21 protein-coding genes are annotated in these 20,922 nt (G+C 67.3%); 14 read left to right on the forward strand and 7 right to left on the reverse strand.

Annotated features, from left to right (window positions below; translation table 11 throughout):
• Window positions 1-184 precede the first annotated feature (184 nt).
• The 6 genes from L0C60_RS12025 to L0C60_RS12050 are packed head-to-tail and all read left to right on the forward strand — an operon-like array spanning window position 185 to window position 7,224.
• Window positions 185-1,105, forward strand: coding sequence for a GGDEF domain-containing protein (locus L0C60_RS12025; RefSeq protein WP_326491136.1), 921 nt, complete (start codon window positions 185-187; stop codon window positions 1,103-1,105).
• Between the two features lie 5 nt (window positions 1,106-1,110).
• On the forward strand, window positions 1,111-2,697 hold the full coding sequence (locus L0C60_RS12030; RefSeq protein WP_234507796.1) for a gamma-glutamyltransferase family protein: 1,587 nt from the start codon (window positions 1,111-1,113) through the stop codon (window positions 2,695-2,697).
• Between the two features lie 35 nt (window positions 2,698-2,732).
• Window positions 2,733-4,202 (forward strand): ABC transporter ATP-binding protein, encoded by a 1,470-nt coding sequence (locus L0C60_RS12035; RefSeq protein WP_234507657.1) that lies wholly within the window; start codon window positions 2,733-2,735, stop codon window positions 4,200-4,202.
• A complete protein-coding gene (locus tag L0C60_RS12040) occupies window positions 4,199-5,248 on the forward strand; it encodes an ABC transporter permease (RefSeq protein ID WP_234507659.1) in 1,050 nt (349 codons plus the stop codon). The genes L0C60_RS12035 and L0C60_RS12040 overlap by 4 nt, the downstream gene beginning before the upstream one ends.
• Window positions 5,248-6,081: an ABC transporter permease gene (locus tag L0C60_RS12045; protein WP_234507660.1), complete on the forward strand. Its 834-nt coding sequence runs from the start codon at window positions 5,248-5,250 to the stop codon at window positions 6,079-6,081. The genes L0C60_RS12040 and L0C60_RS12045 overlap by 1 nt, the downstream gene beginning before the upstream one ends.
• Before the next feature lie 3 nt (window positions 6,082-6,084).
• Window positions 6,085-7,224, forward strand: coding sequence for a BMP family ABC transporter substrate-binding protein (locus tag L0C60_RS12050; protein WP_234507662.1), 1,140 nt, complete (start codon window positions 6,085-6,087; stop codon window positions 7,222-7,224).
• A gap of 40 nt (window positions 7,225-7,264) precedes the next feature.
• On the opposite strand, the gene L0C60_RS12055 is transcribed toward L0C60_RS12050, so the two are convergent.
• The 3 genes from L0C60_RS12055 to L0C60_RS12065 form a co-directional block, all read right to left on the reverse strand.
• Window positions 7,265-8,563, reverse strand: coding sequence for an acetyl ornithine aminotransferase family protein (locus L0C60_RS12055; protein WP_234507664.1), 1,299 nt, complete (start codon window positions 8,561-8,563; stop codon window positions 7,265-7,267).
• Between the two features lie 71 nt (window positions 8,564-8,634).
• Window positions 8,635-9,183, reverse strand: a complete 549-nt coding sequence (locus tag L0C60_RS12060) for an NUDIX hydrolase (protein ID WP_234507665.1) — start codon at window positions 9,181-9,183, stop codon at window positions 8,635-8,637.
• A complete protein-coding gene (locus tag L0C60_RS12065; RefSeq protein WP_234507667.1) occupies window positions 9,180-9,566 on the reverse strand; it encodes a GatB/YqeY domain-containing protein in 387 nt (128 codons plus the stop codon). The genes L0C60_RS12060 and L0C60_RS12065 overlap by 4 nt, the downstream gene beginning before the upstream one ends.
• Before the next feature lie 31 nt (window positions 9,567-9,597).
• Between L0C60_RS12065 and purH the strand changes: the two genes are divergently transcribed.
• Window positions 9,598-11,088 carry a bifunctional phosphoribosylaminoimidazolecarboxamide formyltransferase/IMP cyclohydrolase gene (gene purH, locus L0C60_RS12070; RefSeq protein WP_234507669.1) on the forward strand — a complete coding sequence of 497 codons (1,491 nt, stop codon included), beginning with the start codon at window positions 9,598-9,600 and terminating at the stop codon, window positions 11,086-11,088.
• Here the strand turns inward: purH and L0C60_RS12075 are convergent.
• From L0C60_RS12075 to L0C60_RS12090, 4 genes are read right to left on the reverse strand one after another with little or no spacing between them, the layout of a single operon-like run.
• Window positions 11,085-12,119: a fatty acid desaturase gene (locus L0C60_RS12075; protein ID WP_234507671.1), complete on the reverse strand. Its 1,035-nt coding sequence runs from the start codon at window positions 12,117-12,119 to the stop codon at window positions 11,085-11,087. The two genes, purH and L0C60_RS12075, sit on opposite strands and share 4 nt — an antisense overlap.
• Before the next feature lie 60 nt (window positions 12,120-12,179).
• A complete protein-coding gene (gene dtd, locus L0C60_RS12080; protein WP_234507673.1) occupies window positions 12,180-12,638 on the reverse strand; it encodes a D-aminoacyl-tRNA deacylase in 459 nt (152 codons plus the stop codon).
• A gap of 2 nt (window positions 12,639-12,640) precedes the next feature.
• Window positions 12,641-13,465 (reverse strand): DegV family protein, encoded by an 825-nt coding sequence (locus tag L0C60_RS12085; protein WP_234507675.1) that lies wholly within the window; start codon window positions 13,463-13,465, stop codon window positions 12,641-12,643.
• A 1-nt stretch (window position 13,466) separates the two neighbouring features.
• Window positions 13,467-14,309, reverse strand: a complete 843-nt coding sequence (locus L0C60_RS12090) for a DegV family protein (protein WP_234507677.1) — start codon at window positions 14,307-14,309, stop codon at window positions 13,467-13,469.
• 98 nt (window positions 14,310-14,407) lie between these two features.
• Here L0C60_RS12090 and serA point away from each other — a divergent pair, with 98 nt between their 5' ends.
• From serA to L0C60_RS12125, 7 genes are all read left to right on the forward strand, one after another.
• Window positions 14,408-15,976 (forward strand): phosphoglycerate dehydrogenase, encoded by a 1,569-nt coding sequence (gene serA / locus L0C60_RS12095; protein ID WP_234507679.1) that lies wholly within the window; start codon window positions 14,408-14,410, stop codon window positions 15,974-15,976.
• 121 nt (window positions 15,977-16,097) lie between these two features.
• Window positions 16,098-16,541, forward strand: coding sequence for a GbsR/MarR family transcriptional regulator (locus L0C60_RS12100; protein ID WP_234507682.1), 444 nt, complete (start codon window positions 16,098-16,100; stop codon window positions 16,539-16,541).
• Window positions 16,538-17,716, forward strand: coding sequence for an ABC transporter permease (locus tag L0C60_RS12105; protein WP_234507684.1), 1,179 nt, complete (start codon window positions 16,538-16,540; stop codon window positions 17,714-17,716). The genes L0C60_RS12100 and L0C60_RS12105 overlap by 4 nt, the downstream gene beginning before the upstream one ends.
• Window positions 17,717-17,718: 2 nt before the next feature.
• The gene (locus L0C60_RS12110) at window positions 17,719-18,411 is read left to right on the forward strand and encodes an outer membrane lipoprotein-sorting protein (RefSeq protein ID WP_243092872.1); all 693 of its coding nucleotides are present in this window, start codon (window positions 17,719-17,721) and stop codon (window positions 18,409-18,411) included.
• Entirely contained in the window at window positions 18,412-19,608 is a 1,197-nt protein-coding gene (locus L0C60_RS12115) for an ABC transporter permease (protein ID WP_243092873.1), read from the forward strand.
• A 9-nt stretch (window positions 19,609-19,617) separates the two neighbouring features.
• Window positions 19,618-20,301, forward strand: coding sequence for an ABC transporter ATP-binding protein (locus tag L0C60_RS12120; RefSeq protein WP_234507690.1), 684 nt, complete (start codon window positions 19,618-19,620; stop codon window positions 20,299-20,301).
• Window positions 20,302-20,922: hypothetical protein (locus L0C60_RS12125; protein WP_243092874.1), on the forward strand; the 621-nt coding region annotated here is incomplete at its 3' end.

Below are 20,922 nucleotides of genomic sequence, written 5' to 3' on the forward strand. Positions count from 1 at the left end.
CATAGCGGCCACTATTTTTTCAGATCCAGGGGATAGGTAGCAACTTGGGTTAGTATAATCCAAAAGGGAGGTTCGGCAAAGGGCTTTGCGGTGGTTTTGCTTGGTATACTGAGGTCATAAGGTTATGGATAGCACTTTTCGCTTTCTTTACGCGCTAAGCTGGATGGGCCTTGTGGGCGGCCTTATGATTCGGCTTATCACCCTGCCCCCCAGAGGATGGGAGCTCGTGGGTTATTTGGCTGTGGGCGCCGTGTTTGCCTATGCCTTTGCTCAGGGGCCTAGAAGGGCTCCCAGGTACTTGGTTCACGGGGCTGGGCTTTATTTCTTTTTGGAAATCGCCCGCTCGCTACATCGCGGGGTGGAGAGTTGGCAATTCCTGTTGCTTGGCCCTTGGATCCCAGCCCTCTACGTGCTCGCTGCCTTTGCCCATCCCGTGGCGGCCGCCTGGCGATACTCGCTTATCTGGACCCTTTTGCTATACGGCATGGTGTCTTGGGGCCTGGAACGGCGGGAGGGGAGCGCCATTTTGGCGTATGTGGCTACTGCGCTTGTGGGCCAGCTTACGGTGGCTTCTCTTATTATCCTGTTAGCGCGCTTTAGGGAGATGTATGGGCAGACCCGTTTTTGGAGGGAGCAGGCCCTCACGTGTGCCCTTACGGGCTTACCCAACCGCCGGGCCTTTGAGCTCGCTCTTGCTCGGGAGATTTCTAGGGCAGAGCGTTACGGAACGCCTTTTAGCCTGGTTCTTGTGGACCTGGATCACTTTAAGAGAATCAACGATACCTTGGGCCACGACTATGGAGACGAGCTCTTACGCCGGGTAGCCCGGTTGCTTGTGGATCAGGTGCGCCGGGAAGATGTGGTGGCTCGGTGGGGTGGGGAAGAGTTTGCGCTTCTTTTGCCTTCCACGCGGGCGGAGGATGCCCAGCGTATAGCCGAACGGCTTCGCCAAGTTCTTCAGGCGCAAAACCTGGGGCTGACGGCGAGCTTCGGCGTGGCGGAATACGTGCTTGGGGAAGAAGAAGATAGCCTCTTCCGGAGAGCGGATCAGGCGCTTTACCGGGCTAAGGACGCTGGAAGAAACCGCGTGGAGGTAGCGGAATGAGGGCGATGGATCTTGCCTATTACCCTTACCCTTCCCGCCGCCACGTGGTCTTGGGGCGTCGGGGGGCGGTGGCCACGAGCCAGCCCCTGGCGGCCCTGGCGGGGATGGAGATGCTCCTCAAAGGAGGGAGCGCCGTGGACGCCGCCATCGCCATGGCCGCCTGCCTCACCGTGGTGGAGCCCACCTCCAACGGCATCGGGGGCGACCTCTTTGCCCAGGTTTGGGACGGGAGGCTCCACGGCCTGAACGCTTCCGGGAGAAGCCCCATGGCCCTTACCCCCGAGCGGCTTCCTGAGGGGAGGATGCCGGAGCGGGGCTGGCTTCCCGTGACGGTGCCCGGGGCGGTTTCGGGGTGGCGGGCGCTCCACCAAAGGTGGGGAAGGCTCCCCTTTCCCGAGGTCCTGGCCCCCGCCATCCGCTACGCCGAGGAGGGCTTCCCCGTGGGGCCGGAGACGGCGCGGGCTTGGAAGCGGGCGGAAGGCGTCTACCTTCCCCTCGAGGGCCCGGAGTTCGCCGCCTTCAAGGAGGTCTTCTTCCCCGGGGGCAGGGCGCCCAACGCGGGGGAGGTGTGGCGTAGCCCCTTCCACGCCAAGACCCTTAGGGAGATCGCCGAAACTTACGGGGAAAGCCTCTACCGGGGCGCTTTGGCCGGGGCCCTGGCCCGCTTTAGCGCCAACACAGGAGGCCTCCTCACGGAGGAGGACCTGAAGGCCCACGCCCCGGAGTGGGTGGAGCCCCTTTCCCTGGACTATAGGGGCCTCACGGTCCACGAGCTTCCCCCCAACGGCCAAGGGGTAGCGGCCCTTCTCGCCCTGGCCATCCTGGAGGGATTTGAACTAAGGCCCGAGGACCCCTTTAGCTACCACCTGCAGGTGGAGGCCATGCGCCTCGCCCTGAAGGACGCCTTCCGCTTCGTGGCCGACCCGAGGCACATGGAGCTAGACCCCCGGGCCTTCCTTTCCAAGACCTACGCCGCCGAAAGGAGGCGCCTCATTGGGGAAAGGGCCTTGCCCAAGGTGCTTCCCGGATTAAGGCCGGAGGGGACCGTCTACCTGGCGGCGGCGGACGGGGAGGTCATGGTCTCCCTCATCCAGTCCAACTACCAAGGGTTTGGCGCCGGGGTCCTGGTGCCGGGGACGGGGATCGCCCTGCACAACCGGGGCCTGGGCTTTTCCCTGGAGGAGGGGCACCCGAACCGGGTGGGGCCGGGCAAAAGGCCCTACCACACCATCATCCCCGGCTTCCTCACCCGGGAGGGGAAGCCCTTAGGGCCCTTTGGGGTGATGGGGGGGTTTATGCAACCCCAGGGGCACGTGCAGGTGGTGGTGGCCCTGGCGGACTTCGGCCTAAACCCCCAGGCGGCCCTGGACCGGCCTAGGTGGCAGGTGGTGCCGGGGCGTGAGGGGGACGAGGTGCTCTTGGAGCCGGGCATCTCCCAGGCCACGGCCCTTTTCCTCAAGGACCTGGGCCACCGGGTGCGCTACGAGGCGGAGTATGGGCTTTTCGGCCGGGGGCAGGTGATCCTGAGGGAGGGGGAGGTCCTGGTGGCCGCCAGCGACCCCCGGGCCGAAGGGCTCGCGCTTGCGCTTTAGCGTGGTATCCTTGGCCCGGGGCCTTTGCCCCTCCCATGCTGCGATTGGAAAACATCACCAAGCGCTTTGGACCCGTGGTGGCCAACCGGGGCATCACCCTCGAGGTGGGCCGGGGCGAGGTCCTCGCCCTTCTCGGGGAGAACGGGGCGGGGAAGACCACCTTGGTGAGCGTCCTCTATGGCCTCTACGCCCCCGATGAGGGGCGGATCCTCCTGGACGGGAAGGAGGTGCGCATCCCCTCCCCCAGGGCGGCCCAGCGGCTTGGCATCGCCCTCGTGCCCCAGCACCCCGAGCTCATAGAGGCCCACACCGTGGCGGAAAACCTGGCCCTGGGGCTAGACCTCCCGCCCTTTTTCGCCCGGCGGGCCTTGGTGGGGCGGCTTAGGGCCTTGCTTCAGGACCACCCTTTGGGGGTGGACCTCGAGGCCAAGGTGGAAAGGCTTTCCGCCGGGGAAAAGCAACGGGTGGAGCTCCTAAGGGCCCTCCTAAACCGTCCCCGGATCCTCATCCTGGACGAGCCCACGAGCGTCCTTACCCCCAAGGAGGCGGAAGAGCTTTTTCAGGAGATCGCCCGCCTGAAGGCCGGGGGCCTTGCCGTCATCTTCATCAGCCACAAGCTGGACGAGGTCTTGGCCATCGCCGACCGCATCGCCGTGCTCCGGGCGGGGGAGAAGGTGGGGGAACTCCCGCGGCAGGAGGCGGACAAGGAGCGCCTGGTGCGCCTCATGGTGGGCCGGAGCCCTAGTCCCCCGCCCAAGGCCCCGCCGCCCCGGGAGGAGGTGGTCTTGGAGGTGGAGGACCTCCTGGTCCCCCGGCACGGCTTTCCCGTCCAAGGGGTTTCCTTCGCCCTCCGGGCGGGGGAGGTCTTGGGCGTGGCCGGGGTGGCGGGAAGCGGCCAGAAGGAGCTCGTGGAGGCCCTGGCGGGGCTTAGGCCCTATCGGGGCACGGTGCGCTTTTTGGGGAGGCCCCTGCCCAAAGACCCCGCCCAGGTTTTCTCCCTGGGCGTGGCCCATATCCCCGAGGAACGGGCCATGGGCGTGGTGGGGGGGATGAGCGTGGCGGAGAACCTGGCCCTTAGGACGTATCCCGCCTATGCCCGGTTTGGGCTTTTGGACTACCGGAGCTTGGAGGAGGAGGCTCGGGCCCTCATGGCCGCTTACGCCATCAAGGCCCCTTCCCCGAGGACCCCGGTGCGCTTCCTTTCGGGGGGCAACGTGCAAAAGGTGATCCTGGCCCGGGAGCTCAAGGGGGGCCCCCGGCTTGTCCTGGCCATGCACCCCACCTACGGGGTGGACGTGGGGGCGGCGGAGGAGGTGCACGGGAGGCTTTTGGACCTGGCCCGGCAAGGGGCCGCCATCCTCCTGGTGAGCGAGGACCTGGACGAGATCCTGGCCCTCTCCCACCGGGTGGCCGCCTTGTACCACGGAAGGCTGGTGGGGCCCGTTCCCCGGGAGGAGGCGGACCGGGAGCGGCTTGGCCGCATGATGGCGGAAGGACGGGCATGAGACTGGAGCTAGACCCCGCCCCTACCCCCAGGAAGGTGGCTTTAAGCTACGGGGCTTTCTTGCTCCTGGCCTTCCTCCTTTTGGGCCTTCTCTTCCTCGCCTATGGGGTCTCCCCCCTAAAGGCCTATGGCCTCCTCCTTTCCCCGCTTTTAGACCCCTTGGGCCTGGCGGAGGTGGCCCGCAGGGCCATCCCCCTCCTCCTCATCGGGGCGGGGCTCAGCCTTGCCTTCCGGGTGGGGTTCTTCAACATCGGGGCCGAGGGGCAGCTCCTCATGGGAGCGGTGGGGGCGGCCTACGTGGCCCTTTTCCTGCCCCCGGGGCCCTATACCCTCCTCCTCATGTTCTTCCTTGGGGGGGCGCTTGGGGCCTTGTGGGCGGGGTTTGCCGCTTGGCTTCGGGTGCGCTTCGGGGCGAGCGAGATCCTCACCACCCTGATGCAGAACTACCTGGCCTACTACTTGGTGGTCTACTTGGTGGCGGGGCCTTGGAAGGGACAGTTCGTCTTCGGCTTCCTCTACACGGACCGCTTCCCCGAGGCGGCCAGGCTTCCTAGGCTTGGGGAAACCCTCGTCCACTGGCCCACCCTGCTCCTTGGGGTGGGGGCGGCGCTGCTTCTCCACCTCCTCCTCTTCCGCACCCCCTTGGGCTTCGCCTTGCGCATCCTGGGGGAGAACCGGGAGGCGGCGCGGTACCTGGGGCTTAAGGAGGGGCGGCTTCTCCTCCTGGTGGCTGTGGCCTCGGGCCTCCTTGCCGGGTTTGCCGGGGTGGGGGAGGTGGCGGGGATCCACGGGAGGCTTTTGGAACCCGCCCAGATCTCCCTGGGCTACGGCTTCACCGCCATCCTGGTGGCCTGGCTCGCCCGGGGAAGGCCGGGGCTTACCCTCCTCACCGCCCCCCTCCTCGGGCTCATCCTGGCGGGGGGGGACGCCTTGAAGCTGGCCTTCTCCATGCCCTTTCGGGTAGTGGACGTGGTGGCGGGGCTTTTGCTCCTGGCCTGGATCGGGGCGGAGGCGGCAAGCCGCCACCGGATCCTTTGGAGGCGCTGATGGAAGAGGCGTTGGTGCGTGCCGTGCTTTTCGGTACCCCTATCCTCCTCGCCGCCTTGGGGGCCCTCCTGGCCGAGCGGAGCGGGGTGGTGAACCTGGGGGTGGAGGGGATCATGGCCCTTTCGGCCCTCGCCGCCTTCGCCGCCGCCTTGGGGGCGGGGCCTTGGGTGGGGGCGGTGGCCGGGGTGGGGGCGGGGGTGCTCCTTTCCCTTTTCCTGGGGCTTTTCGCCATCACCTTGAGGGCCAACCCCTTCGTGGCGGGGTTGGCGGTGGCTGCCCTGGGCCTTGGGGCCTCGGGGATCTTGGGGAAGCGCTACGAGGGGGTGCCCCTAGAAAACCCCTTGCCCGAGGTGCCTTTGGCCCTCCTTTCCCTCCTCTTGGCCTTTCTCCTCCACCTCCTCCTCTACCGGAGCCGGTTTGGCCTTTACCTGAGGAGCGTGGGGGAGAACCCCAAGGCGGCGGACCTCTTTGGGGTGGGCGTGGAGGGGGTGCGCTACCTGGCCTTGGGGCTTGGGGGTGGGCTGATCGGCCTTGGTGGGGCGTACCTTTCCTTGGCTTACCGCCCTTCCTGGACGGACGGGATGACCTCGGGGCTTGGCTGGGTGGCCATCGCCTTGGTGATCCTGGCCGCCTGGGAGCCCCTGCGGGCGGTCTTTGGGGCCTACCTCTTCGGCCTCCTCTTCTTCCTGCAGTTTCGGCTTCAGGGCAGTGTACCTATACCGTCCGAGGCCTTCGCCGCCATGCCCTACCTTCTGGTTATCCTGGTCCTGGCCCTCTCGGGCCGGTCCCGGGCCCCCAGGGCCCTGGGCCAGCCCTTTGAGCGGGGGAGGTGAAGGATGCGGAAACTGGTTTGGCTTTTGGCCCTCCTTTTGGGGATGGGCCTGGCGCAAGGGGAGAAGCTCAAGGCCTGCTTCATCTATGTGGGCCCCGTGGGGGATGCTGGCTGGACCTACGCCCACGATGTTGGGCGGAAGAAGGCGGAGGCGGCGCTCCCTTGGTTGGAGACCCGCTACGTGGAAAGCGTTCCGGAGGCCCAGGCCTTGCCCGTCATTGACCGCTTCGTGAAGGAGGGGTGCCAGGTCATCTTCGCCACCAGCTTCGGCTACATGGAGGCGGTACTCGAGGCGGCCAAGAAGTACCCGGACGTCATCTTCGCCCACGCCACCGGGTTCAAACGGGCCCCCAACGTGGCCACCTACATGGCGGACTTCTACCAGGTCTACTACCTGAACGGCCTCGCCGCCGGGGCCCTCACCAAGACGGGCAAGGTGGGGTACGTGGCCGCCTTCCCCATCCCCGAGGTGAAGCGGCACATCAACGCCTTCGCCCTGGGGGTGCGGGCGGTGAACCCCAAGGCCCAGGTCCTGGTGCGTTGGATCAACGCCTGGTACGACCCCGCCAAGGCCCGGGAGGCCACGGAGGCGCTCCTTTCCCAAGGGGCGGACGTCTTCGCCTTCACCGAGGACACCCCCACGGTGATCCAGACGGCCGCCAAGAAAGGGGCCTACTCCTTCGGCCACTACACCCCCATGCTCAAGTTCGCCCCCGACCACGTGGTTTCCGGGCAGATCGTCCACTGGGACGTGATCTACATTGACTTCCTCAAGAAGGTGAAGGAAGGCGTCTACACCGCCAAGAACCTGCAGAACGTGGACTACTTCTGGCTCCTGCAGCACAAGGCGGTGGAGATGGGGGCGGACTATGGCGTCCCCATCAACCCCAAGCACGTGCCCCTGTTGCAGAAGGCCAAGATGCGGGTGGCGGGGAAGGAGGTTGCGGTCTACGACCGCATCATGGCCCTTCTCAAGGACATGTCCAGCCCCAAGCCCACCTTTGACCCCTTCACCGGGCCCATCCGGGACCGCAAGGGGGTGGTGCGCATTCCCGCCGGGCGCAAGGCCACCTTGGAGGAGCTCCTCACCATGGAGTGGGCCGCCCCTGGGGTGGTGGGGGACTGGCCGGGGGAGCCGAAGTAGGGAAAGCATGGGGGGGCCGGGCCTAGGCCCGGCCCCTTTTCTACAGGCTCTGGAAGACTTCTTCCAGGATCTCTAGCCCGAGGGCCGCCTCTTCCCGCGTGAGGATGAGGGGTGGGGCGATGCGGAGGGCGGAAGGGCCTGCTGGGAGGAGGAGAAGGCCCTTGTGGAACGCCCTTTCCACGGCCTTATCCCGGAGGTCCGGCCGCTCCTCCTCGGGCGTGCCGAAGTCCAGGCCGATCATAAGCCCCCGGCCCCGCACGTCCCCGAGGAAGGGGAAGCGCTTCTGCATGCCCTTAAGCTCCTCCAGGAGGTAGGCCCCCACCCGGGCGGCGTTTTCCATGAGGCCCCCTTCCAAGAGGTCCAGGGTGGCGTGGGCGGCGGCCGCCGCCACCGCCTGGCCGCCGAAGGTGGTGCCGTGGGCCCCGGGGCGCCAGCTCCCGAGCTCCTCCCGGAAGAGGAGGGCGCTTAGGGGGTAGCCCGAGGCCAGGCCCTTGGCCAGGACGTAGACGTCCGCCTCCACCCCCTCGTGCTCCAGGGCGAAGAAGGTTCCCGTGCGCCCGGCCCCGGACTGCACCTCGTCCGCCACCAGGAGGATGCCGTGCCGCTCCAGGAGGGCTTTGAGCCTGGGGAGGAAGCCCTTGGGGGGCACCACGTACCCCCCCTCGCCCTGGATGGGCTCCAGGAAAAAGGCGGCCACCTCCTCCGGGGGAAGGGTGGTGCGGAAGAGGTGCTCCAGGTAGCCCAAGACCGCTTCCCCCACCTCCTCGGGCTTCGCCCCTAGGGGCGGGCGGAAGGGGTTGGGGAAGGGGATGTGCACTACCCCGGGCAAAAGGGGGGCAAACCCCTTGCGGTAGGCGCTCTTGCTGGCGGTGAGGGAAAGGGCCCCAAGGCTCCTGCCGTGGAAGGCCCCGGTGAAGGCGAGGAGGTAGGGCCGGCCCGTGTGGTGGCGCACCAGCTTGATGGCGGCCTCAATCCCCTCGGTGCCGGAGTTGCCGAAGAAGACCCGATACCTTCCGCCAAGCTTCGCCACCAGGCGCTCGGCCAGGGAGAGGGTGGGCTCGTGGGTGAAGTCGGAGAAGCAGACGTGGGCGAAGCGCTCCGCCTGGGCCCGCACCGCCTCGAGGACCTTGGGGTGGGCGTAGCCCGTGGTGTTCACGGCGATGCCCGCCATGAAGTCCAAGAAGACGTTCCCGTCCACGTCCTCCAGGAAGACCCCTTGCCCTTTGGCGGGGACGAAGGGGTAGGGGCGGATGTAGGAAGGGGAGAGGACCCGCTCGGCCCGCTCGGAGAGGGCCTGGGCCATGGGTCCAGGGAGGGGCGTTTTCACTTCGGGTTTCATACGGGGCCAGTCTACCAGGCCCGAAAAGGGCCTCCCACCCGCTCTTTATGCGGGTGGGTGCAAAGCTATGCCTAAAGGAGGCCCAGGGAGTGCAGGTGGGGCCTGGCGTAGAAGAGGGTGAGGGCGGTGGCGGCGTCCTGGACCTCGCCCCTTTCCAGAAGGGCGTAGAGCTCCCGAAGGGAAAGCTCCACGGGTTCCAAGAGCTCCCCGTCCTCGAGGCTCGGGGCCGCCACCACCTCCGCCCCCAGGGCCAGGAAGGGGTGGAAGACCACGGCGGTGAAGGAGGGCTGGGGGTGGAAGGGGGGAAGGGGGATGACCTCCTTGGCCCGTGCCCCCACCTCCTCCAGGAGTTCCCGCCGCGCCGCCTCCTCCGGGGTTTCCCCGGCGTCCACCTTGCCCGCCGGCACCTCCAGGAGGAACTTCCCCGTGGGGTGGCGGTACTGGCGGATGAGGAGGGCGGTGGCCCTTTCCGTAACCGGCAGCACGAAACTCGCCGCCACCGGCCCTGGGCGGTAGATGTAGGTGAGTTCCTTACCCGTGTGGGTCCTTACCCGTTCCCGCACCAGGCGCACGGGCTCGGAAAGGATCTCCTCCAGGGAAAGCCGCTTCCAGGGGTTCATGAGGTCATGCGCTCAATGACCCGCCGGACCCTCTCCCCAGGGGCCCTGGGGCCCAAGGCCTTGGTCACGGCCCCGATGGCCGCTAAAGGGTTTTTGAACTGGGAGAGGTCCAGGTTTTCCCGGATCCAGGCCTCTATCTCCTCCTCGGTCATCTCCTTGGGCAGGAAGCGGTCCAGAAACGCCACCTCAAAGGCGTTCCCCTGCTCCAGGGCGATCTCCCGAAGCGCCTTTAGCACCTTCACCGCCTCGGCGTCGGGGAGGGGCTTGCCGTCCCCTTTGCGGTCCAACTCCGCCTTCACCACCCGGGCGAAGTCCAGGGTCTTCTGGTCCCGGGCCTTCATGGCCTCCTTGATGGTTTCCTTGATGGCCTCGTAGATGGTCATCCCCTTCAGTCTAGCGGGTACAATCCCTCTCATGTGGGCGCTCCTTTCCGTTTCCGACAAGCGGGGGATCGTGGACTTCGCCCAGGGGCTTCTGGCGTTAGGGTTTCGCCTCCTCGCCACCGGGGGCACGTATAAGGCCTTGGCGGAGGCGGGGCTTCCCGTCACCTACATCTCCGAGTTCACGGGCTTCCCCGAGATCCTGGAGGGCCGGGTGAAGACCCTCCACCCCAAGGTGCACGCTGGGCTTCTCGCCCGGCCCGACCAGGAGGCGGAGCTTAGGGCCTTGGGTCTGGAAAGGATCGGGGTCTTGGCGGTGAACCTCTACCCCTTCCGGGAGGCCGTGGCCCGGGGGGCCTCCTACGAGGAGGCCCTGGAGCAGATTGACATCGGGGGGCCCGCCATGCTCCGGGCCGCCGCCAAGAACCACCTGGCGGTCCTTCCCGTCTGCGACCCGGAGGACTACCCGCGGGTCCTGGAGGCCCTGCGGGAAGGGCCAAGCCCCGAGTTCCGCCGGGCCCTCGCCCGCAAGGCCTTCGCCCACACCGCCCGTTACGACGCCGCCATCGCCGAGTGGCTTTCCGGGGAGAAGTTCCCCGAGGAGAAGTTCTTGGCCCTGGAGCGGGTTTCCCCCTTGCGCTACGGGGAAAACCCCCACCAGGAGGCGGCGCTTTACCGGGTGGCGGGGGAGGAGGGGCCTCTCCTTGCGGCCCGGGTCCTCCAGGGCAAGGCCATGAGCTTCAACAACTACCTGGACGCCGAGGCCGCCTGGAACCTGGTTTCCGAGTTCGGTGAGCCCGCCTGCGTGGCGGTGAAGCACCAAAACCCCTGCGGGGTCGCCCTGGGGGAAACCCCCCTCGAGGCCTACCAAAAGGCCTACCAGGCGGACCCGGTTTCCATCTTCGGGGGCATCGTGGCCTGCAACCGGGAGGTGGATGGCCCCACGGCGGAGGCCATGGCGGAGGTTTTCCTGGAGGTGGTCCTGGCCCCGGGCTTTAGCGAGGAGGCCCTAAGGGTCTTTGCCCGGAAGAAGAACCTGCGCCTCCTCGAGGTCCCCGCCCTGGCCCAGGGCCCCTACCTGGACCTGAGGCGCATCCGGGGCGGGGTGCTCCTCCAGGACGCCGACACCCTAGACCCCATAGACCCCAAGGTGGTGACGCAAAGGGCCCCCACGGAAGCGGAGTGGCGGGACCTCCTCTTCGCCTGGAAGGTGGTGAAGCACGTGCGCTCCAACGCCATCGTGGTGGCCAAGGGGGGGATGACCTTGGGCATCGGGGTGGGCCAGACCAACCGCTACGCCGCCGCCAAGCACGCCCTGAAGACCGCCAAGGAGGGGGCGAAGGGAGCGGTCTTGGCCTCGGACGCCTTCTTCCCCTTTGACGACGTGGTGCGCCTGGCGGCGGAGTTCGGCATCGCCGCCATCATCCAGCCCGGGGGGAGCGTGCGGGACAAGGACTCCATCCAGGCGGCGGACGAGGCGGGGATGGCCATGGTCTTCACGGGGGTGCGCCACTTCCGGCACTAGAGGGAAAGCTTGCCCCGGGCGGCCTTAAGCCGCCTTTGCGCCTCCTTGAACCCCACCAGCTTGCGGCTTTCCTCGTCGTGCAGGTGCAGGTCGGCGAAGGCGATTTGGAAGGCGTCCTTCAGGGTCACCGTGGGGGCCACCTTCACCAGGTCCACCTCCTCCTGCACCTTGGGCAGGAGGTAGTTGGGGATCTTGGGGGCCAGGTGGTGGATGTGGTGGAAGCCGATGTTTCCGGTGAGCCACTGGAGGACCTTGGGGAGCTTCAGGTAGGTGCTCCCCTCCATGGCCGCCTTCAGGTGCTCCCAACGGGGGTCGTGCTCCCAGTAGGCGTCTTCAAACTGATGCTGCACGTAGAAGAGGAAGATGCCCACCATCCCCGCCAGGTACTGGATGGGGAGGTAGACGAAAAGGAGGGTTTTGGGGCCCAAGAAGACCCCGATGCCCACGAGGAGAAGGACCAAGGCCAGGTTGGTGAGGGCCACGCTGTTCCGCACCGAGGGGCGGTCCGACCCGTAGCCCAAGGGCAGGCGGTAGGAGAGCATGAAGACGTAGATGGGCCCGAGGAAGAACATGACGAAGGGGTTGCGGTAGAGCCGGTAGCCGAGGCGCTCCCGGGGCGTGGCCCGCAGGTACTCCTCCAGGGTCATGGTGTAGATGTCCCCCACGCCCCTTTTGTCCAGGTTGCCGCTCGTGGCGTGGTGCCGGGCGTGGGAAAGTTGCCAGTGATGGTAGGGCACCAGGGTGAGGACCCCGGCGAAGAAGCCCAAGAGGTCGTTCATCCACTTCTTGGGGAAGAAGGAGCCGTGTCCGGCGTCGTGTTGCAGGATAAAAAGCCTTACCAGAAAAAGCGCCGCCACGAAGTCCAGGGCCAGGGTGAGGAGGAGGGAAACGGAAAGGGCCTTGTGGGCGAGGAAGAAGAGGGCGAGGAGGGGGAGGAGGGTGTCCGCCACCTGGCGGAGGCTTCGCAGGGTGTTGGGCTTGGCGTAGGGCTTGATGAGGGGGATCCAGTCTTTGGGTTCTACCTTATGCATAGGCGCTCCTCTTTCGGGGAGTGCCTTACCTTAGCCTGGAAAAGGATGAGAGGGATGAGCCTACCGGGGTTTTAGGCGGTCTTCCGAGTCCAAGAGGAGGGTCACGGGGCCGTCGTTTACCAGATGGATGCGCATGTGGGCCCCGTACACCCCGGTTTCCACGTGGACCCCTTGGGCCAGGAAGGCCTCAATGGCCTCCTCGTAAAGCCTTCGCCCCACCTCGGGCGGGGCGGCCTGGAGGAAGGAGGGGCGGTTTCCCTTCCGGGTGTCGGCGTAAAGGGTGAACTGGCTCACGAGAAGCACCTCGCCCCCCACGTCCTTCAGGGAGAGGTTCATCTTGCCATCGGCATCGGCAAAGACCCGGAGGTGGACGATCTTGCGGGCCAGGTACTGGGCGTCCTCTGGGGTATCCCTTTGCCCCACGCCCAAGAGGACCAGGAGCCCCAGGCCAATCCTTCCCACCACCTCGCCCTCCACCTCCACGAAGGCCTCCGTGACCCGTTGCACCACCGCCCGCACCCTTACCTCCTTTCCCCGGCGAAAAGGGCCACGGTGCCGGGCCCGGCGTGGACGCTCACCGCCGCCCCGGCGAAGAGGGTGCCTTGGAGCTCCACGCCTTCCGCCCTTACCGCCTCTGCTAGGGCCCTCGCCCCTTCGGGGTTCCCCACGTGGGCCACGTAGGCCAAGGCCCCTTTAGGGAAGCGGTGGCGGAAGAGCTCGGCCACCTTCTTGAGCCCTTCGGCGAAGCCCCGGACCCTGGGGCCTGGCACCACCTCGCCCCCCCGGACCTCGAGGACCGGCAGGATGCGAAGCAGGCTTCCCACCAGGTGCGTGATCCCGGAAATCCGCCCCGAGCGGTGCAGGTAGGTGAGGGTCTTGGGGAGGACGAAGCCCATGACCCGCTCCCGGTAGGGAGCCAAGGCCTCTTCCAGACGCTCCCAAGGGGTGCCCGTGGCGAGGAGCCGCCTCGCCTCCTCCAAAACCAAAAGAAGCCCACCATTTAAGGACCAGGAGTCCACCACCTTCACCCGCCCGCCAAAAGCCTGGGCCACGCTTTGGGCGGTGGCCACGGTGCCGGAGAGCTTCCCGGAAACGTGGACGGAAACCACCCGCTCGTGGGTCTTCAAGAGCGCCTCGTAGGCCCTTCTCAGGTCCTCGGGGGCCACCTGGCTCGTGGTGAGGTGTTCGCCCCTTTCCAGAAGCTGGACCACCTCTTCCGGGGTGATCTCCAGGAGGTCCCGGAAGGCGCGCTCCTTCCAAACCACCTGCTGGGGCACCAGGTGGATGCCCCGGGCCTTGGCCTCCTCCGGGGTAAGCCCCAAGGTGGAGTCGGCCACGAAGGCCACGTTAGAGGCTATAGGCGTAGAAGCCATAGGTTCCAGGCCCCGTGTGGCTAGCGATCACCGCGCCCAGCTCGCTCACCAAGGCCTCCTCCACGGGAAGGCCCGAGGCGAGGACCATCTCCTTGAGTTCCCGCACGGCACCCTCCTCGGCGCTATAGAGGAAGAAGGCCCGGATGCGCCCGCGGCCTTCCCCCCAGGTGCGGAAGTCCTTGACGATTTCCTCCCGGGCCTTCCTCTCCCCGCGGGCCCGGCCTGCCGCCTCCACGCGCCCTTCCTTCAGGGTGAGGATGGGCTTGATGCCGAGGAGGGTGCCCAAGAGGGCCTGCGCCCCGCCGATGCGCCCGCCCCGGCGCAAGAACTCCAGGGTGGCCACGCTAAAGCGCACGAAGTGGTCCTGGCGGATGCGCTTGAGCTCGTCCAAAACGGAGGCAAGGGGCTGGCCTTCCTCTAGGAGCTCGTGGGCCCTCAGGACCATCATGCCGATGCCCAAGGAGGCGGCCAGGGAGTCAAAGACGGTCACCCGGCCCGGGAAGTCCTTGGCGGCGAGCTCCGCCGACTGCACGGTGCCGGAGAGCTTGCTGGAGATGTGAATGGAAAGCATGTGGTCGGCGTTTTGGAGAGCTTCTTGGTACACCTTGAGGAAGTCTTCGGGGGAGGGCTGGCTGGTGGTGGGGAAGGCGCTTCCCTCCCGGACCTTCCTGAAGATTTCCTCCGGGGCAATCTCTTCCCAGTCCCGGTAAACCCGTCCGCCCAAAGACACGTACAGGGGGACGACGCGGATGCCCAGGCGCTCCCGTAGGGGCTTGGGCAGGTCGGCGGTGGAGTCCGTCACCAAGGCTACCCTCATCCAAACCTCCGTGTTGTCCGGGACAGGATACCACAGGGGTGGTGTAGTGTAGCGGGCAAGTTGCCCTGGGCGCTCGTTTTTGCTAGGGTCAAGGGTATATGTGGCGGGTCCTGGTCTCCGACGATATGCGGCTTGGGGACGTGAAATACCCCGGGGTTCTCCTGGACTACCGGCCGGGCATCTCGCGGGAGGAGCTTTTGGAGATCATCCCCGCCTACGATGCCCTCATCACCCGCAGCCGCACCCGGGTGGACGCCGAGCTTTTGGAGCGGGGCAAGCGGCTTAAGGTAGTGGGCCGGGGCGGGGTGGGGGTGGATAACGTGGACCTCGAGGCGGCAAGCCGCCTGGGCATCCTGGTGGTGAACGTGCCCGAGGCCAACACCCGCTCGGCGGCCGAGCTCGCCTTCGGCCTCCTCCTTGCCGCCGCCCGGGGCATCGCCCTCTCGGACCGCAAGATCCGCCAAGGGGAGTGGGACCGGAAGTTTTTGGGGCTTGAGCTTAAAGGGAAGACCCTGGGCATCGTGGGCCTCGGGCGGATTGGAAGCCAGGTGGCCCGCTTCGCCAAGGGGTTTGAGATGCGGGTCTTGGCCTACGACCCCTACATCCCGAGGACCCGGGCGGAAAGCCTCGGGGTGGAGCTACAAGAGCACCTGGAGGACCTCCTCCGCCAAAGCCACTTCCTCACGGTGCACACCCCCCTCACCGAGGAAACCCGGGGGATGATTGGGCGGCGGGAGCTTTACCTCTTGCCCCGGGGGGCCGTGGTGGTGAACGCCGCCCGGGGCGGGATCATTGACGAGAAGGCCCTTTTGGAGGTGTTGGAGGAGGGCCACCTCTTCGCCGCCGGCCTGGACGTCTTCAGCGAGGAGCCGCCCCCCAAGGACCACCCCCTCCTCGCCCACCCCAAGGTGGTCCTCACCGCCCACCTGGGGGCGAACACCCTGGAGGCCCAGGAGCGGGTGGGTGAGGCCATTTTGGAGCGGGTGGTGCGCACCCTCGAGGGGGACCTGTCCTACGCCCTGAACACCGGCTTTGACCCCGAGGCCCTAGAGGCCCTGCGGGGCTTCCTGCCCCTGGGGGAGGCCTTGGGGAAGCTCCTCGCCCAGATCACCAAAGGCCGTCCCGAGGCCTTGGAGGTGAGCTTCCTCGGCCAGTTTGAGAAGGACCCCGAGCCCATGGCCAACGCCGTGGCCAAGGGGTTTCTTTCCCGGGTCCTGGGGGGTGAGGCGGTGAACCTGGTTTCCGCCAGGCCGCTTCTCAAGGACCGGGGGATCCGCCTCGTTACCCGCCGCTCGGAGGAGGCGGGGGAGTACGCCCGCTTGGTGGAGGTGCGCCTCACCACCGACCAGGAGGAGCGCCGGGCCCGGGGGGTGGTGATGGGGGGGAAGCCGAGGCTCGTGGGGATAGACGACTACGCCCTCGAGGTGGTGCCCGAGGGGTACATGCTGGTCTGCGTGAACTACGACCGCCCGGGCGTGGTGGGCCAGGTGGGGACGCTTTTGGGCGAGGCTGGGGTGAACATCGCCGGGATGCAACTGGGGCGGGACGTGCCCGGGGGGAGGGCGCTTTTCGTCCTCACCGTGGACCAGAAGCCCTCGGCGGAGGTGTTGGAGGCCTTGCGGGCGCTCCCCGTACTGGAGCGGGTGGACCTGGCGGAGATGGGGTGAAGGGGAGGTTGGGCTAGGCGGAGAAGACGCTCACGAGCGAGTAAAATCGTGCGGGAATTCACATATAATTGTCGTATGGTTCAGAATTGACCGAACATTCGGAACTTGGTAGCCTAACCCTGTGGACCCCGAGCTCAAGCGCTGGCTAGAGGAAACCGCCCTCCTCTTTGAGGAGGCGGGCCTGCCCCGCATGGCGGGCCGGGTTCTGGCCTGGCTCCTGGTGGCGGAACCCCCGGAGCAGACGGCCCGGCAGATGGCCGAGGCCCTGGGGGCGAGTAAGGGGGCCCTGAGCCCGGCGCTTCACCTCCTCACCCGGCTTCACCTGGTGGAGCGGCAGCGCCGCCCTGGGGAGCGGTCCGACCGCTACAGCGTCCGCCCTGGGACCTGGCGGCGCCTTCTGGGCGAGCAGGTGCGGGTCTTGGGGCGGTACCGGGAACAGGCGGAACGGGGGCTACGTCTGGTGGGGGAGGAGAGGGGTGGGCGGCTTCGGGAAATGGGGGCCTTTTACGCCTTTTTGGAGCGGGAGCTTCCCCAGTTGCTCGCCCGCTTTGAGGAGGAAGTATGACCCTCTTGCGGCTGGCCTGGCGAAACGTCATGCGGCAACGGCGGCGCACGGCGCTCTTGTCCTTGGTGGTGGTCTACGTCACCGTGGCCACGCTTTTCCTCTTCGGTTTCCTGGACGGGTATGGGGAGAGCCTGGTGGACGCCTACGCCGGCTACGTGGAGGCCCCGGTGGTGGTGGCCAAGGAGGCCTGGTGGGAGGACCCTGACCCGGAAAACGGCCTCATGGCCCTTCCCTCCCTGCCCGAGCCCTTCACGCCCAGGCTTTCCCTCTACGCCCTCCTGCGCTCGCCCTACCGCTCGGAGGGGGGCGTGGTGCTGGGGGTGGACCCGGACGGGGAAAGGAGGCTTTCCCGGGTCCCCGCCAAGGTGAAGGAGGGGAGGTGGCTTTCGGGCCCTGGGGAGGTGGTCCTGGGGCACCGCTTGGCGGAGCGCCTGGACGTGCGGCTTGGGGAAAGGCTCGTGCTGGAAACGGGCAAGGCGGCCCTAGGCCTTAGCGTGGTGGGAATTGTGCGTTCCGGGGTTTCCAACGTGGACTTCGCCGGGGTCTACCTCCACCTGGAGGACGCCCGGCGCCTGGCGGGCCAGGGCATCCTCGCCACCCACCTGGCGGTGTGGGCTCCCCGGGGCCGGGAGGAGGCCACCGCCCTGGCGCTCAACGCCTTGCTGCCCCAGGGCCTAAGGGCCAAGGGGGTTTGGGATCTCATGGGGCCCATCCGGGCGGACTACGAGGGAAGCCGGCTCTTCTACATCCCCCTCATGGGCCTTTTCATGCTCCTCGCCGCCGTGGCCGTGGTGAGCACCACGTACGTGAGCGTGCGGGAAAGGCTTAGGGAGTTCGCCGTGGGCGAAAGCCTGGGCCTCACGCCCCTTCGCCTTGCGGTGGGGGTGGCCCTCGAGGCCGCCCTGGCGAGCGGCGTGGGCCTCGTGCTGGGCCTTCTCCTGGGCTACGCGCTCCTCGCCTACACCGCTACCCACGACGTCTTCGGGCCCCTCATGCGGCTTAGCGTGGAGCTCTTGCCGGAGTCGGGGCTTTCCGAGCACCTGTACACCGCCGTGCGCCCGGTTTACGCCCTGTACGCCTTCTTGGTGGTGGCCTTCTCGGGCCTCCTCGCTTGGCTTTTCCCGGGGCGGCTGGTGCTCGGGTTGGACCTGCCGCGATACCTAAAGGGGGAGTGAGGATGAAGCGTGCCTTAGCGCTGGTTGTCATTCTGGCCTTGGTCCTGACCCAAAGCCCTTTGGCCAAGCTCAAAGCGGCCTTGGACCGCCTTCGGGGCCCCGCCCACCAAGGGGTCTACCTGGTCCAGGTGGAGCGGCCCGGGAGCACGAAGTCCTACCGGCTTCGGGTATACACGGATGGGGAGCGGGCCCAGATCCGGGTTCTGGAGCCCAAGGGCGAGGCGGGGCAGGCCTACCTTTCCCTGGGGCAGGACCTCTACCTCTACGACCCCCGCTTGGGGCGGACCCTGCGCCTGCCCCCCACGGGGCGCACGGAGCGCTTCCTGGGCTCGGACCTCACCTACCAGGACCTCATGGGCCGGGACCTGGAGGACCTCTTTGAGGTCTCGGAGGCGGATGGGGTCTTGGTCCTCACGCCCAAGCCGCAGGCAGCCACCCCTTACGGCCGGGTGGAGGTCTACCTAAAAGAAGGCCTGATAGAGCGGGTGCGCTACCACGACCAGCGGGGCCAGGCGGTGCGGGAGCTCCTCCTCCTGGGCTACCAGCGCCTGGATGGGGCCTTTTTGCCCAAGGTCATGGAGGTGCGGGACCTCCTTAAGGAGGGGTACCGCACGCGGGTGGAGATCGTGGAGGTAAAGGTGGGGCCGGTGCCGGAAAGGTGCTTCAACCCGCTTTACCTGGAAAGGGGGTGCTAGGTGCTTCGCCTTGCCTGGCGGAACCTCTTAAGGACGCCTGGGCGGAACCTCACCACGGGCGGGGTGGTGGCCCTCGTGGTCTTCCTCTCCTTGGTGTTCCTCTCGGTGTACGCCGGGGCCTTTGACGCCTTCTTCCAGACCACCCTGGACCGCACGGGGCACCTGGTGGTGCGGGTGGAGGGCTACCAGGAGAAGGAGGATCTGGAAAGCCTCACCTTCGTGCCCCCCCTCCTTTCCCTGCCGGAAGGGGCCAAGGCGGAAGGGGTGTTGGAAGGGGGCGGGCTCCTCCTCGCGGGGGAAAGGAGCCGGGCGGTGATCCTCACGGGGCTTACCCGGGAAGGTTTTGCCCGGCAGAAAAACCTCCTCAAGGAAGGCCGCTTCCCTGAGGCCTCGGGGGAGGCCCTGTTGGGCGAGGCCTTGGCCAAGGCCCTGAAGGTGGGTTTGGGGGGCGAGGTGGTGGCCTACGCTCCCGGAAGCCTGGGGCTTGGGGTCTACGCCTTCCGGGTGGTGGGGCTACTGGACCTACCGGAAACCCACCTGGAGGCCCGCACCGCCATGGTCCTTTTGGAGGACGCCCAGGCCCTTCTGGCCCCGGGGCGGGTGAGCCGGCTAGAGATAAGGCTTCCCTGGGTGGGCCTTTACGACCTTAAGCCCCTGGAAGACCTGAAGGCGCGCCTGGCGCCCGAGCTTCCCGGCCTCGTGGTGGAAACCTGGCTGGAGGCGAACCCTCTCTACGCCGCTCTTCTTCCCCTCTACGACACGGTGATGAGCGTCTACGTGGGGATTTTCTTCATCCTTGGGGGGCTTATCCTCCTCAACGCCCTTTACCTTTCCTTGGTGGAGCGGGTAAGGGAGTTTGGGCTCCTTGCGGCCTTGGGGCTCACGGGGAGGCGGCTTATGAGCCTGGTCTTTTGGGAAAGCTTCCTCCTCGTGGGGGTGGCGGCCCTGGTGGGGGTGGCGGCGGGGCTTATGGTTCACCTGGAGCTCGCCGATGGCTTCCGTTTGCCGCTACCCGCTTGGATCCTGGAGCAGTACAAGGAGTTCGGCCTGCCGGAGGTCCTCTACGGGCGGCTCGGGGTGGAGGGGGTTCTCCTCACCCTGGGCTACGCCGTGGGGGTGGCGCTTTTGGCCGCCTTGTGGCCGGGGTGGCTGGCCTCGAGGCTGGAGCCCGTGGACGCCATGCGCTACGTGCCGTAGGAGGGTGGTATGCCCATCGTGGAAGCCAAGGGAGTGCGGAAGGTGTACCGGGGGGACGGGGTGGAAACCGAGGCCCTGCGGGGGGTGAGCCTGGCGGTGGAAAAGGGGGAGTTCACCGCCTTGGTGGGGCCTTCGGGGAGCGGCAAGAGCACGCTCCTCCACATCCTGGCGGGCCTGGACCTGCCCACGGAAGGGGAGGTCTATGTGGGCGGGGTGCGCCTGGACCGCCTGAACCGCTCGGCCAGGGCCCGCTTCCGCCTGGAACGCATCGGCCTCGTCTTCCAGGCCTACAACCTCTTGCCCGTCCTCACCGCCTTGGAGAACGCCGCCTTCGTCCTGGAGCTTCGGGGGGTCCCCAAGGCCGAGCGGGAGCGGCGGGCCTTGGAGGCCCTGGCCGCCTTGGGCTTAAAGGACAAGGCCCACCGCTTTCCCCGGCAGCTTTCCGGCGGGGAGCAGCAACGGGTGGCGGTGGCCCGGGCCTTGGCGGCCGAGCCCGTCATCGTCTTGGCGGACGAGCCCACCGCCAACCTGGACTCCCGCACGGGCCTCGCCCTCATTGAGCGGATGAAGGCCCTGAACGAGGCCCAGGGGGTCACCTTTCTCTTTTCCACCCACGACCCGAGGCTTTTGGAGCATGTGCGGCGGGTGGTGCGCCTGGAGGACGGGCGCATCGTGGGGGAGGAGGTGCGCTAGGTGCGCTGGCTTTGGCCCTTCCTGCTCCTTCCCGCCCTGGGCCAAGGGTGGGAGGCGGGGGTGTACGGCCTGGGGCCCGCGCCCACGTTTTTCCTGCGCTTCTCGGGGGAGCTAGGGGAGGGGGTGCGGGTTTCCTACGCCCTCGCCCCCTACCTGCGGGAGGGAGAGGGCGGGCTTTCCTTGGAAAGGCTTTACTTGGTGGCGGAGGAGGGGGAGTGGAGGCTTCTTCTGGGGCGCTTTCCCTTGACGCTTGGGGAGGGGCGGCTTTTCCCATACACCTGGAATGCCCCAAGCCCCACCGGGGGCGAGGAGGGGGTGTGGGGCGGTGCGCTCACCTGGTACGGCCCTTGGCGCCTCCGCTTAGGCTACGCCTGGGACCGGGGGGGCTTCCTGGAGGCGGCGTGGCCCGAGGTGCGGGTTTGGCTGGAGAGGGAGGGCGGGGGCGTGGCGGGGAGCGTGCGGCTGGGAGAGGCGGTGGCCTACGGGGAGGGCCGGCTTGGGGCAGGAGGCCCCTTTGCCCTCGTGGGGGCGACCCTGGCCTTGGGGGAGGGGATGGTGACCCTCGAGGGCACCTACCCCTGGGGCGGGGCCTTGGGGGCGGTCTGGCCTTTAGAAGGCTTG

This window comes from Thermus hydrothermalis (assembly GCF_022760925.1).
In the GTDB taxonomy this organism is placed as follows: domain Bacteria; phylum Deinococcota; class Deinococci; order Deinococcales; family Thermaceae; genus Thermus; species Thermus hydrothermalis.